The organism is Ureibacillus endophyticus (genome assembly GCF_003628435.1).
Classification (GTDB): Bacteria; Bacillota; Bacilli; order Bacillales_A; family Planococcaceae; genus Ureibacillus; species Ureibacillus endophyticus.
Genome location: NZ_RBZN01000033.1, coordinates 23,675 through 36,221 on the forward strand (window position 1 = coordinate 23,675; position 12,547 = coordinate 36,221).

13 protein-coding genes and 1 pseudogene are annotated in these 12,547 nt (G+C 35.3%); 2 read left to right on the forward strand and 12 right to left on the reverse strand.

Annotation, left to right across the window (positions count from 1 at the left end):
• Entirely contained in the window at positions 1-939 is a 939-nt protein-coding gene (locus D8M03_RS12460) for a hypothetical protein (RefSeq protein ID WP_121215132.1), read from the reverse strand.
• Positions 940-1,505: 566 nt separating this feature from the next.
• Here D8M03_RS12460 and D8M03_RS17750 point away from each other — a divergent pair.
• Positions 1,506-1,679: a hypothetical protein gene (locus tag D8M03_RS17750; RefSeq protein ID WP_170148443.1), complete on the forward strand. Its 174-nt coding sequence runs from the start codon at positions 1,506-1,508 to the stop codon at positions 1,677-1,679.
• The gene (locus D8M03_RS17755) at positions 1,676-1,837 is read left to right on the forward strand and encodes a hypothetical protein (protein ID WP_170148444.1); all 162 of its coding nucleotides are present in this window, start codon (positions 1,676-1,678) and stop codon (positions 1,835-1,837) included. Before D8M03_RS17750 ends, D8M03_RS17755 begins: the two co-directional genes overlap by 4 nt.
• Before the next feature lie 294 nt (positions 1,838-2,131).
• Here D8M03_RS17755 and D8M03_RS12465 read toward each other — a convergent pair whose 3' ends face one another.
• The 11 genes and pseudogenes from D8M03_RS12465 to D8M03_RS12510 all read right to left on the reverse strand — a co-directional run bounded on the left by D8M03_RS12465 (position 2,132) and on the right by D8M03_RS12510 (position 12,401).
• Positions 2,132-3,316, reverse strand: a complete 1,185-nt coding sequence (locus D8M03_RS12465) for a thiolase family protein (protein WP_121215133.1) — start codon at positions 3,314-3,316, stop codon at positions 2,132-2,134.
• A 100-nt stretch (positions 3,317-3,416) separates the two neighbouring features.
• Positions 3,417-4,715: an acetyl-CoA hydrolase/transferase family protein gene (locus D8M03_RS12470; protein WP_121215135.1), complete on the reverse strand. Its 1,299-nt coding sequence runs from the start codon at positions 4,713-4,715 to the stop codon at positions 3,417-3,419.
• A gap of 143 nt (positions 4,716-4,858) precedes the next feature.
• A complete protein-coding gene (locus D8M03_RS12475) occupies positions 4,859-6,676 on the reverse strand; it encodes an acyl-CoA dehydrogenase family protein (protein ID WP_121215136.1) in 1,818 nt (605 codons plus the stop codon).
• 48 nt (positions 6,677-6,724) lie between these two features.
• A complete protein-coding gene (locus D8M03_RS12480; RefSeq protein ID WP_121215137.1) occupies positions 6,725-7,519 on the reverse strand; it encodes an enoyl-CoA hydratase/isomerase family protein in 795 nt (264 codons plus the stop codon).
• Between the two features lie 55 nt (positions 7,520-7,574).
• Positions 7,575-7,901: a 3-hydroxyacyl-CoA dehydrogenase family protein gene (locus tag D8M03_RS18045; protein WP_342768811.1), complete on the reverse strand. Its 327-nt coding sequence runs from the start codon at positions 7,899-7,901 to the stop codon at positions 7,575-7,577.
• A pseudogene (locus tag D8M03_RS18050) lies at positions 7,896-8,441 on the reverse strand (3-hydroxyacyl-CoA dehydrogenase family protein); the annotation flags it as partial. The gene D8M03_RS18045 and the pseudogene D8M03_RS18050, both read right to left, overlap by 6 nt.
• Before the next feature lie 429 nt (positions 8,442-8,870).
• The gene (locus tag D8M03_RS12490; RefSeq protein ID WP_121215138.1) at positions 8,871-9,527 is read right to left on the reverse strand and encodes a 3-oxoacid CoA-transferase subunit B; all 657 of its coding nucleotides are present in this window, start codon (positions 9,525-9,527) and stop codon (positions 8,871-8,873) included.
• Positions 9,514-10,203, reverse strand: coding sequence for a CoA transferase subunit A (locus D8M03_RS12495; protein ID WP_121215140.1), 690 nt, complete (start codon positions 10,201-10,203; stop codon positions 9,514-9,516). The genes D8M03_RS12490 and D8M03_RS12495 overlap by 14 nt, the downstream gene beginning before the upstream one ends.
• 161 nt (positions 10,204-10,364) lie before the next feature.
• Complete coding sequence (locus D8M03_RS12500; protein WP_147404823.1) at positions 10,365-11,546, reverse strand: glycoside-pentoside-hexuronide (GPH):cation symporter; 1,182 nt, start codon at positions 11,544-11,546, stop codon at positions 10,365-10,367.
• Between the two features lie 6 nt (positions 11,547-11,552).
• Positions 11,553-11,780 (reverse strand): MFS transporter, encoded by a 228-nt coding sequence (locus D8M03_RS12505; RefSeq protein ID WP_121215143.1) that lies wholly within the window; start codon positions 11,778-11,780, stop codon positions 11,553-11,555.
• Positions 11,781-12,149: 369 nt separating this feature from the next.
• Positions 12,150-12,401: a helix-turn-helix domain-containing protein gene (locus D8M03_RS12510; protein ID WP_121215144.1), complete on the reverse strand. Its 252-nt coding sequence runs from the start codon at positions 12,399-12,401 to the stop codon at positions 12,150-12,152.
• Positions 12,402-12,547: the final 146 nt, after the last annotated feature.

Consider the following 12,547-nt stretch of genomic DNA (forward strand, 5'->3'; position numbering starts at 1 on the left):
TTATGAAATCCAAATCATTTCCGGTTTCGCACCACGCTTTGCTTGTGATGTCGCAATATAAACGTTGCGGCCAACTTCTTCTAAAAGCCCGGCAGCTTTTAAAAAAGGCAACATAGACTCAACGCTGCTCGTTTTTAAACTAAATTCATCCTCAATGAATTTAAATAAATCTGCTCTAGAGACACGTTCAAGCGCAAATTGAACAATAATCCTTAAATTATTGATTCGGTTCGGACTAGGCACCCAAATGTTATATGTACTGCGCTTTTTGTGATCATCAGGAATATCAAACAAATGCTGTAAAAGTGAAGCAATCTCTTCAGGAGGTTCTGCAATAACAATATCCTTTGATTCAGACTCAAGTAAATCTAAAACATCTGCCGTCACAAGTCGCCAATCGTTGATAGCACTTTCACCTTCAGATGTTAATCCCCATTTTCGATTGCCTACGTCTTGTATCAAACCAAGAACTTCAAGCCAATCCATTCTACGTCTAGTATTGCTGAGATTAGCCCAACTCAAGCAAAAAGTTTCACATAATTGCTTGTCAACCTCTTCAATTCTTTTGGCTTCTGTCTGTAAAAACACTAATACTTCGCCAAAAAGACGAACTTTATCTTGAATTAAATCGGCCAAATGTCTTTTTGATGAATTATTATAAAATGAACAGCCTGTTTCAGTTAAGCTCAAAATCCCGGCTCGATTACTGACTAGCCCCATACTTTTCAAAAAAGATGCATAAGAACGCCAAGTGTAAGTTTCTGATACGCCATTTATGTCTGGATATGAATCTAAATCTGTGGCTAAATTATCAGCAACTAACCTTATAAGTTCTTTTATAAGATTGTACCAATCTTGTTTGCTACCTCTAATGTCGGGAATTGCCCAACCTTTTTTTCTCCACTCTATCTTTTGTTGCTGTAAATCTTCAATAAACATACAAAAACCTCCTTTCGGAATGTTCTTCTTGAATAAATTATATTATTGTTGCCTTTCGTGTTGCAGGGTCGTGCAACGTAATAATTCAAGTCCCGGAAATCCATTGATTTCCTAGGGTTTTCTGGCATATGTTTGACAGTTCGTATTATCCTCACTCAATAGTCGCTGGTGGCTTAGAAGTAATGACATACATTACGCTCAACAACCATTGATACATAAGGGTTTTACTCGATATATCAAAATAGAAAAATCATTAATTCCATGTAATTCTTGTCCTCAATTTTAGCAGGGGAACCCCTGCTTTACAACGTTATTATTTGAATAATAGACATGTCGTTTCAATATGAAAAACGTTGTTCATGCGTATAGTAGGACTTGGTTACATTAGTAAATAGAACACTAAGTTGATGTTTAGACAGGGGCTACCATAAGATGACGCTCTAACCAAAATCAACCTTAATACATAACCTATATTAGTAATGTGAACTAATGACCTATCAACTGAAAGAGTTTTTTAGTAAAGTCAATGTCATTCCACTTAATACCAAGGATTTCTCACATATTTTTTGAAGCATTTAGAGAGATTAAAAGCTCGGGATGTAACAGGCATTACAGATAACGTTATGCATAGTCGTATAACACATCAGTTGTTCTTGGATGTAATTAAAGTACTTGAACAGGAGCTTGGCTTGTTCGAGGAGACTGATAAGGATGAAAATGAGAATGGCAATTTAATATGAAGAAAAAGAAGCCGACAATCATGCTACCAGCTGTTCCAGTGAAGAAAAACGATATGGATTTGGATTTTACAGCGCCGGGGCAACAACTGGTAGTAGAACCTGTTTCACCAGTTGAACTGGTAAAGGTAGCGGAGCAAGTTGTGTTGAAAAGGAAGTAACAAAATTCGAACCGTCAAAACCTTGTTTAAAGTTTGGTGGCGGTAAGTCGAGCAGTACAAAGAGTATGAAAGTGCAACTGTGATTCATAGTTAGATTAACATACTTGGTCCATTTATGGTTGAAGCGTTTCACAAACATAATTAACAACAATAACCCCCACAAATATTGAAATTTGTGGGGGTTACATATTTAAATTGAAAGGGGGAGTATAATCAAGCTGTGCAAATTTATGGGGGTTTTAAATTTGCACAAGCATTTTTCATATTACTAAAAGGGACGATTTATTTTAGGGATTATACATTCTCAATAATCGTAGCTACTCCTTGACCTCCACCGCAGCATGCAGTAATTAGTGCATATTTTTTCCCTGTTCGCTTTAACTCATATATTGCTTTGACCACAAGGATAGCAAGGCTTCCAGCAATAGGATGGCCTAAAGCAATCGCGCCACCATTCGGGTTAAACCGTTCATTATCACGCCAATCAATTCCTAACTCAATACAACAAGCAATCGATTGTCCTGCAAACGCTTCGTTTAATTCTATGATATCGATATCATCAAGAGTTAATCCAGCTTTATCCAAAGCCTTTCTTACAGCAGGAACTGGTCCAATTCCCATAATATTCGGGTCAACCCCTGCATGCCCTACTGCAACAACTTTTACTAACGGCTGTATATTTAGTTCATCTGCTTTATTTTTACTCATCAGCATGACCGCACCAGCTCCATCATTAATACCTGATGAATTGCCAGCAGTTACAGTACCATCCTCTTTAAATACCGGTCCAAGCTTACTTAGCTTTTCCTGTGTTATTCCAAAACGAGGATGCTCATCTGTATCAAAGACGATTGCGTCTCCTTTTTTCTGAGGTATTGTAATCGGTACGATTTGTTCTTTGAAGCGTCCTTCTTTAATCGCGTTCTCTGCCTTCATCTGACTAAGATAAGCAAACTCATCTTGATCTTCTCTACTAATATTATATTGTTTAACTAACGTTTCAGCAGTAATTCCCATTGGTGGATCACCAATCTCTACTGGTGCTAACGCTTGATCATATTTTACAGTAGGTGGTACTCTCGGAAATGCATGTTCTGTCCTTTCCATAATAAATGGTGCTCGCGTCATACTTTCGACTCCACCGGCTACATAAATATCACCAAAGCCCGCTAAAATATTTGCTGCTGCCACATTGATAGCAGATGACCCTGAACCACATTGTCTTTCGACTGTTAAGCCAGGGATTGATGCAGGTAAGCCTGCTTTTAAAGTAGCATACTTTGCCATACACCCAATTTGATAGCCCATTGCATGACCAAATACGACTTCATCAATTGCTTCTAAATCTTCTAATCCACTTCTTTTTACAGCCTCTTTAATTGTTTCTGCTGCAAAAATATCAGGTGTTAGACTTGCTAAAGCCCCTCTTTCCTTTGCAATAGGTGTTCTGGCCGCGCTTACGATTACCACTTCATTCATTTAATGTAACACCATCCTTTATAATTAGTCGGAATTTTCTGTATTTTATTTCTATAATAAAACCTTTAAAACTCACTGATAGGAACAAAAAATTATTTTATTATAAAAGTCCCGCTTGTTTTGCTTCAAATGTTAATTGTTCACGAAAATCTGGATGTGCAATATTAATCATTGCTTTCGTACGTTCTTGAATACTTTTTCCTCTTAATTCAGCAACACCGTATTCAGTCACAATATTTTGTACATCTGTACGAGTTGTCGTTACCACCTGTCCTGGTGGGAAACTAGTTACTATTCGTGAAACTAAACCATTCTTAGTTTTCGCCGTAGATTTTAAACAAATAAAAGACTGACCATTTTTAGATAACGCTGCACCACGCGTATATTCCACTTGCCCGCCTGTATTACTATATTGACTAAACCCAATTGATTCTGAACCAACTTGACCCGTCAAATCCACCATTAATGCATTATTAATAGAAACAAAATTATCATTTTTTGCAATGACATAAGGATTATTAACATATGAAACTGGTAGTTGAGCAATCATTGGATTATTATCGACAAACTCATAAAGAGCTCGTGTCCCTAATAGTCCATTAAAAACGATTTTTCCAGGATGTAATGTTTTCCTTCTATTCGTAACAACACCCAATTTCACTAAATGCATCATTGAATTTGTAAAGATCTCTGTATGGATTCCTAAGTCCTTTTTATCTTCTAAAAAATAACCAATCGCATTCGATAATCCACCAATACCAAGTTGAATTGTTGAACCGTCTTTAATTCGACCAACGATATGGCTTGCGATTTTTTTTTCTATATCTGTAATTGGTTTTTCTGGTTCCTCATATAGATCTCGGTTGATTTCAACAATTGCATCAACTTTAGAAACATGCAGTAAGTTTGTTTCACCACCAATGTATGGTAGTTGATTATTGACTTGTACTATAATTTTTGAAGCAACGTGAGCAACCACACTCGCATCCGCTGCTCCAAGCGTCATGTATCCATTAGCATCAGGTGCTGAACATTCTACTAATAATACATCTGGCTTTAAATGATTGTGAATAAGATATTCAAACTGCCCTAAATGATGAGGGATTATTTCAAAATTGGCCGAGTTAGTACAAGACCTTGCAATTTCAGTTGGAAAAATCTCATACATTTTAAAGAAATCTTTATATTTTGAATCTCTTAAAAACTCATATTCATACGCAACAAAGTTTCCGATAAATGTAGTAAAACCAAGCTCCGGAAGTCGTTTACCAACCTCTTCGATAATATTATCTGCTGCAATAAGACAAATTCTTTCCCCTGGCATTATTAATTTTGCAGCTTCAGCTTCAGTAGTAAGTTTCGATTGATAAACTTCTTGCCAATCCCTTGTAAGCGTCATCCGATAAACCTCCTCTACAAAACTTCAATTACTTACTACAAATGCACTATTTTTAGCATATCGCGTATAAAATATAGATCCGCTACCCATTATTTCCGTTACATTGTCAGAAACTCTATTCTATTTATCTAATTAACTATTACCTAAAATGCTTCCTCTGGAATATCTAGTGTAGATGTATCACCATCTTTTATTACTTCGCAAATTTTAAATAGATCTGGTACAATGTTTCGAATATAGAATTTAGCTGAATGTACTTTTCCGTTGTAGAATGAGTAGTCAGCATGATTTGAATTTAATTCCTTTAACTTCTCTACCGCAATCGCTGCATGTTCTAATAACAGTGAACCTCCCCATAGCATCGCTGTAGCATGTAAAATACGAGTAGAAAATAGTGTCATAAGACGAATGTCTTCCTGTATTTTTGAAGTAAATTCATTTAACATTTGTCTATAAGAATCCTTCGCTTTTGTCATGATTTCATATTCTCGTTCAAAACCTTCCAAATTCTTGTTTTTCCCGATTGTTTCATTAATTTCTTCTAACCAGCTTACAAATAATTGCCCATTATTTTGACTCCATTTTCTTCCTACTAAATCTAAAGATTGAATGAAATTTGTACCTTCATATAAAGATAAAATTTTACTGTCTCTTGCATATTGAGCAACTGGATACTCTTCAATAAATCCATAACCACCATGTATTTGAATGGCTTCAGCAACAGTTTGCCAAACCATATCAGTCGGATACGCTTTTATAATTGGTGTGTTAATTCCTACCAATCCATCAGCCCATTTTTTCTCTTCTTTATCCGGACTATCATTAATTAAATCTAGTAAATAAGCTGTTTTAAATACCATGGCACGACAAGCTTCAATAATAGATTTTTGGAACATTAGCATTCGTCTGACATCTTCATGTTCTACAATACGAACTCTAGGTCCTCGTGGATTTGTGATTGCTTTCCCTTGAATACGCTCTTTGGCATACTGTAGTGAATAATTGTAGGCTGCTTGAGCAATATTCACAGCGCCACTACCAACACCTTGTCGTGCTTCATTCATCATCTGGAACATTTGTGCCATGCCTTCTGCTCTATTATTTTCATCAGGTGGGTTACCTACTAAATAACCTCGACAAATATCTTCACTACCAAAATCAAGCATAACTGTAGCAGAGCCTTTCATACCCAACTTGTGCTCTAAACCCACAGAAAGCACATCATTTGGTTCTCCTAAACTACCATCTTCATTCACCCAGATTTTAGGTACGATAAACAAGGAAATTCCTTTAGTACCAGGTGCAGCGCCTTCAATTCTTGCTAGCATTAGGTGGACGATATTGTCTGTCAGATCGTGATCACCTGCTGTAATAAAACATTTTGTTCCCTTAATCTTATAAACACCTGGTGTGTCAGTTGGATAGGCAGTTGAAGTAATTTCCCCTACATCTGAACCACAGTGAGGCTCTGTCAGTGCCATAGTGCCTCCCCATTCACCTGAATACATTTTAGGTAGAAACACTTTTTTCTGGTTTTCCGTTCCAAAACTATGAATAAGTCGAGCAACTCCTCCTGACATACCAGGGTAATCGAATGATGGAATAGCAGCTCCAAAATATTCTAGTACCGCATACTTAATAATTTCAGGTAGTCTATTCTCATCATCCGGATCATGTAAGCTTGGACCATATCCATTTTCACACATGAATTTATAAAGTTTTTTGAAAGACGGTGGGGTCGTCACTTTACCATCTTTTAATTCACAGCCAATTCTGTCTGCATCAATATTTACTGGAGCTGCCACTTCCTTTGCAGCCAATAAAGCTTGATCTAAAATCATATCAATATCATCTAAATCGAAAGTATCTTTAAAACTATCGAAATTTAATATTTTTTCAGAATCTAGCCATTCCTTAAGAATAAACTTGTGCTCTCTACTTGAATACATAAATTCCGCCATTTTCATTACCTCCGTAATCAATTTAGTAAGGAATTTTGATACAACACATTATTGATGTTGGAAATTTGGTTTTCGCTTCTCTAAAAAAGCGCGTACTCCCTCTTCCATATCTTTTGTCAATTGGACTTTTGCAAATAAATCCGCCTCAACTTTCAGGCCTTCTTCTAGACTCAATTCGATCCCCTGATCAACCGCTTGTTTAATGTACTGTAGTGATGGAAGTGAATATCTCGCAATGGTTTGAGCCATTTCCTTCGCTGCAGCTAATGATTCTCCTTGTGAAACTACGTTATTGACAAGGCCAATCTCCTTTGCTTCTTGAGCAGTTATTTTTGCACCCGTAAACATCAATTCTTTCGCTTTTGCTTCTCCGATTAATCGTGGTAATCGCTGCGTACCACCTGCTCCTGGAAAAATGCCAAGTTTCACTTCAGGTAAACTAAACAACGCTTGTTCTTCTGCAATACGAATATCGCATAGTAAAGACAGCTTACAACCGCCACCAAATGCTATTCCGTTGACAGCTGCGATGGTCGGTTTATTTAAAAAATCAAATTTATTAAAGATTGCATGCGCTTCGAGATTCTGTTTATATAGGAGTTCATAAGTTACTTCTACACCTTCTGGAAATTCTTTAATATCAGCACCAGCCATGAACGCTCGATCACCACTACCAGTTAAAATAACTACTAGAATTTCTGGATCATTAGAAATCAAGTCACACGTTTCATCTAACTGTTGAAAAACTTCATCACTTAGCAGATTAAATGGACCATTTTCAATCGTGATAAAGGCTATATTATCTTCTTTCTCTAACTTTACTTTCCTTTGGTCTTGTGCCATACATTTGTCACCTCACCAATTTTTCAATCTACTTTTCTATTAACTTCGAAAAATTTTATTCGTAAGTATAAAATCCTTTTTTCGTTTTCATACCATACTCTCCCTTAATATACTTCTCAACAATCAATGGAGATGGTTTATCTTTAGGATCCCGTGTTTCTTGGTAATATTCCATTGCGCCAATATAAGACAAATCAATCCCTACTAAGTCCATTAATTTATATGGTCCCATCGGATGCCCTAACCCGTGAACGACAGCTAAATCAATTTCTTCTGGTGTAGCAATTCCTATATCTGCTAAAAATAAAGCTTCATTCATTATCACATCTAAAATTCGATTAACTAAGAACCCATTAATTTCTTTCTTTAATAAAACTCCCAACTTATTAAACTTTTTACTAAGTTCCATAGTTAATTGAGCTGTTTCTTCAGATGTATGTGGACCTTGTACTACCTCTACTAACTGCATAACCAAAGCTGGGTTGAAGAAGTGCATATTACAAACTTTTTCTGGCCGATTCGTGACATCTGCTAGTTTTGAACTAACGATAGCTGAGCTATTCGTTGCAAGAATTGCATGAGGTGGTGCAATTTGATCTAATTCAGCAAAAAGTGCCCGCTTAATGTCGAGTTTTTCAATTGCAGCTTCAATAACAAAATCCGCATCACCAGCTGCCTCTTGTAAACTCGTAGTAAAAGATAAATTTTCAAGTGCTGTGTCAGCTTGTTCTCTACTTAATTTATCTTTTTTTACTCTTCCATCTAAATATTCATAAGCAAATTCTTGCGCCTTATTTAAAGTAACTTGATTGATATCTGTACATCAAACTTCAAATCCTGAAATTGCTGCCAAGAGCGCGATTTGGTGTCCCATATTTCCAGCGCCAACAACACAGATTTTTTTAATCTCTCCGATTTGCAACTCATCTACCCCCTTTTTTGATGGTCAAAATTGAGTAAAACTTAAGTATGTCATTTCACCTATAAGTAAGCGCTTTCCAACATTCCTTTTTAAATCCACCTTATTAATTTTTAACCCTATAACCATTTAGGCTGTTATAAAGTTTATATAGCAAAAATTGTGCCAACCTCAAAAATCTTTATTTTACTGGGTTTTCAAAATCCCCTAAATCATTTTTTTGTCAATTTTGACTTTGTTGATACTTATTCATTTCATTTATTTGGAAGTATTAAGTAAAGGAAACTGCATAAAAACATGTTTCTATTGGTTAAGTCAAATTTGATTTCACTATTGATTAAGTTAAATTTGCTACCAGAAATAAATCTATTTAATTCAAGGTAGTGGTATTTATGGATATTTTTTACATATTAAAACAAAGAATTTGTACTTTTAGTTCATATATATATTGGTTATTTCTTGACGAAGTGGAATATTTAATCTTTCCTTTAGTTGTTCAAAAGTGAGATCACCGATAATTTCTTTAATTATGACTTCTCCATTTTCAAAAGCGAAAACAGCATATTCCGTAATAAATAAATCGATTTGTCGAAGGCCACTAATTGGATATTGCAATTCTTTTACTAATTTCGCTTCCCCATTCTTTGTGAATAACGTCCCAGCGCATATCACCTTTTTTGCGCCAGCAATTAAATCCATAGCTCCACCTACACCTAAAATTGGTTGATTAGGAATTGCCCAATTTGCAATTTCACCTTTTATACTAACTTGTAAAACGCCTAATACAGCAACATCAATGTGCCCACCCCGAATCATCACAAAGGAATTTGCACTATCGAAAAGAGTAGCTCCTTTTTTTAACGTGATCGGCTCTTTTCCCGCGGAAACCAAGTCTGCATCTATTTCATCCTCTAATGGAGGAGGTCCCATTCCAAGTAATCCGTTTTCAGACTGAAGATACACCTCCTTGTCTTCCAAGTATGAGATTACTAACGTTGGGATGCCGATGCCTAAATTTACAACTTGCCTATCTTTTAATTCCTGTGCGATTCGCTTAGCTATTACATTACGTACATCAAGATTTGACATAAGATTCACCGACCTTTGTATACTTCGTTTGAATGATATAATCTACGTATACATGTGGTGTAATAATCGTTTCCGGATCTAACTCACCTATTTCAACAATTTCATCTACTTCTACTATTACAATATCCGCAGCGGTTGCCATAATCGGATTAAAATTTCTAGCAGTCCTATGGTATGTTAAATTACCTAGTAGATCAGCTGTTTTTGCACGGATTATCGCAATATCTCCTTTAATTGCTTTTTCAAAAATATATCTTTCTCCATCAATTTCTCGTTCTTCCTTACCAATAGCTAATTCTGTTCCAACAGCTGTTTTTGTATAGAAGCCACCAATTCCTGCGCCACCACAACGAATAGCTTCTGCTAATGTACCTTGTGGTATTAGTTCAATATCTAAAGTCCCTTCAGACCAAGCCATTACTGCCTCATTATTCATTGTAAAATATGAACCAATTACCTTTTGGACTTTACCTTGAGTAAACAATTTATGTAACCCAAAGCCATCATCCCCCAAATTATTACTTACTAGATGAAGATTTTTTATATCCAATTCCATGATTTGATCTATTATCGTTAGCGGGGATCCCGATAGACCGAATCCCCCTGCTAAGATCTTTTGATTGTCCCTAAATACTTCCCTTATTTCATTGATAGATTCAATCACTTTGTTTTTCACTTGTAACCTCCTCTTTTTCAGATGTATAATTTAGGCTTCGATGTTTCTAACCCAAAGCGCATTAACACTAGCTATGTTCATACAAACAGATTAAAAAGTTCCATCAAAGCCTAAAATTTTAATTTCCAAGAAAGAAGAAATAGTTTAGTAGAATCAATTCATTAATCATTATCCTCCACTGTTTTACTTTTTTTTACTGTTTTTAACTCTCCAATTATTTGAGGATAAATTTTATCTAATTTATAGAAGAAAATAATCGCCAACATAATAATTCCTAAAATAATATGGAAATGAACATTTAACTGAATAATTGTTTGGATTGCAGAATCAGCTTGCTGATCTGCTCCTCCTACATAACCTCCTGTAGCTAAAAGCCACCCTACTAATGCACCACCTAAACCTGTACCTACCTTCATCCCAAAACTAACACTACTATTCGCTAAACCTAAACTACGAACTTTATGTTTCCACTCACCAAAATCAACAGTATCATTTACCATTGCATAAATTGTTCCTGTTATAATTCCAATTCCACATCCTAAAAACCCTTCGCCGATTAAAAATACCGTTAAAGAATGAGGATCGATTAATTTAATTAGTCCAGATAATATAATAAAAGCTGCTCCTAAAATCGTCGTTTTCTGCTTACCAAATCGATTTAAGAAAGGTGTAATAATTGGTAAAATCACTATACTTGTTACTGTTGCAACTAATGCTATAAACGAGTAGTAACTTGCGTCTCCAAAGATGTAACGAGCATAATAAATTTCTGCTGCCTGCAATCCATATAACAGGTAAAGAGAAAGTCCAAAAAATGAGACTAACAACCAATATTTATTTTTGAATAATAATTTTAATTCTGCTAATACAGGCGTTTTTTTCTTTCCATTGTCAATGCTATTTTTTACTCTTTCTTTTGTTGTTTTAAATCCAGCAAAAATTGTCACAATTGAAATTAAAGCAAAGATAGCTATAATAATGACCCAACCTTTTTGTCCACCGATTGCTGATGCTAATGGTTCCAAAAGAGTCATTGTAATAATCCCAGCAATACCTGCACCGACACCAAAACTAACACCTAATGAAGAACGCGATTGTGCATTTTGAGTAATTTGTCCAAGTAAAGATTTGAAAGAAATCGAAATACCTGTGTATAAAAGGATAAATAGCATATAGGCTGTTAAAACATATATTTGTTTACCAGTTGTTCCAATATCTGGAACGGTAAAGATCGCTAGCGTTGTGAGCGCATATGGTATACCTAGCCATAATAAGTACGGCCTTGCTTTACCATGCTTTGTATTTGTTCTATCAATTAAATAACCCATTCCAATGTCAGTCACACCATCCTAAATTCTACCAACTAACATTACCGTACCGATAAACGCGGCAGAAAGACCAATGATGTCTGTATAATAATAAGTAAGAAATCCTAGGACAATATTGAATCCCATTACATAGCCAATAGTTCCAATTCCGTACCCTGTTAATTCAAGCTTCCCAATTTTGGCATTTGATTCATCAATAACCTCTGGAGATGATTGTAGTTCCATTCGTTCCGTTACATTTGTAGTCATACATTTCCCCCTTTAAATGTGAAATAAAAACAATCTCCTACCATTCACCTGAAATTACAACTCTCAATTAGGTACTCATTCAAAACAGAACTACGAAATCTCATTTACACTTGCATGGATTCTTATTCATAAATTTCTTTGCCAAATTAGTGCGGATATATCAAGTCAACCAATCAAATAATTCACTCCTCCCTACCCGTTAACGATTACAATCCGAAAAGTTGATTGTATTTATTAATAAAGCAAAAAGCGTGCCAACTACTACAGCACGCTTTTATATTGGATCTTCAATTTTACATAAATCAATTTTGACCTAATAAAATACCATTTTGATAACGCTTACATCCAAACAATATAAATATCAACACTTTATGAGAAGTCAATTTTGACATCTTTTTTGCTTTGTTTTATCTTTCGCATTCTCCTTGTTAGACTAGAAAGACTTATTCCTAATTTACCTGCAGCCTCTTCTTTGTTTTTACATAAATTCAATGCTTTTTCTACAAGCTGCAACTCATATTCACTAACTGCATCTTTCATAGGTTTTAGGACAGTTATATTTTCTTCAACATCTTTACCTATATAAGAAAAACTTCTATACAATTGTTCTGGCGTAATCAATATATCATTACTTGTTACAACTAATCTTTTGTAAACGCTAGAATAAAGTTGACAGTTTCTGCTAAACAGTTTTTTACACTTTCGCCAAAATTATTTAATTTCTAGTAAACTGGAAACATTAGGTGTTTATTGGAGGTTAAGGAGAT

What these genes read in the sequence shown, in the direction of transcription:
- D8M03_RS12460 (WP_121215132.1), bottom strand. Translation starts at nt 939, where the DNA reads ATGTTTATTGAAGATTTACAGCAACAAAAGATAGAGTGGAGAAAAAAA.
- D8M03_RS17755 (WP_170148444.1), top strand. Translation starts at nt 1,676, where the DNA reads ATGAAGAAAAAGAAGCCGACAATCATGCTACCAGCTGTTCCAGTGAAG.
- D8M03_RS12465 (WP_121215133.1), bottom strand. Translation starts at nt 3,316, where the DNA reads ATGAATGAAGTGGTAATCGTAAGCGCGGCCAGAACACCTATTGCAAAG.
- D8M03_RS12470 (WP_121215135.1), bottom strand. Translation starts at nt 4,715, where the DNA reads ATGACGCTTACAAGGGATTGGCAAGAAGTTTATCAATCGAAACTTACT.
- D8M03_RS12475 (WP_121215136.1), bottom strand. Translation starts at nt 6,676, where the DNA reads ATGGCGGAATTTATGTATTCAAGTAGAGAGCACAAGTTTATTCTTAAG.
- D8M03_RS12480 (WP_121215137.1), bottom strand. Translation starts at nt 7,519, where the DNA reads ATGGCACAAGACCAAAGGAAAGTAAAGTTAGAGAAAGAAGATAATATA.
- D8M03_RS12490 (WP_121215138.1), bottom strand. Translation starts at nt 9,527, where the DNA reads ATGTCAAATCTTGATGTACGTAATGTAATAGCTAAGCGAATCGCACAG.
- D8M03_RS12505 (WP_121215143.1), bottom strand. Translation starts at nt 11,780, where the DNA reads ATGACTACAAATGTAACGGAACGAATGGAACTACAATCATCTCCAGAG.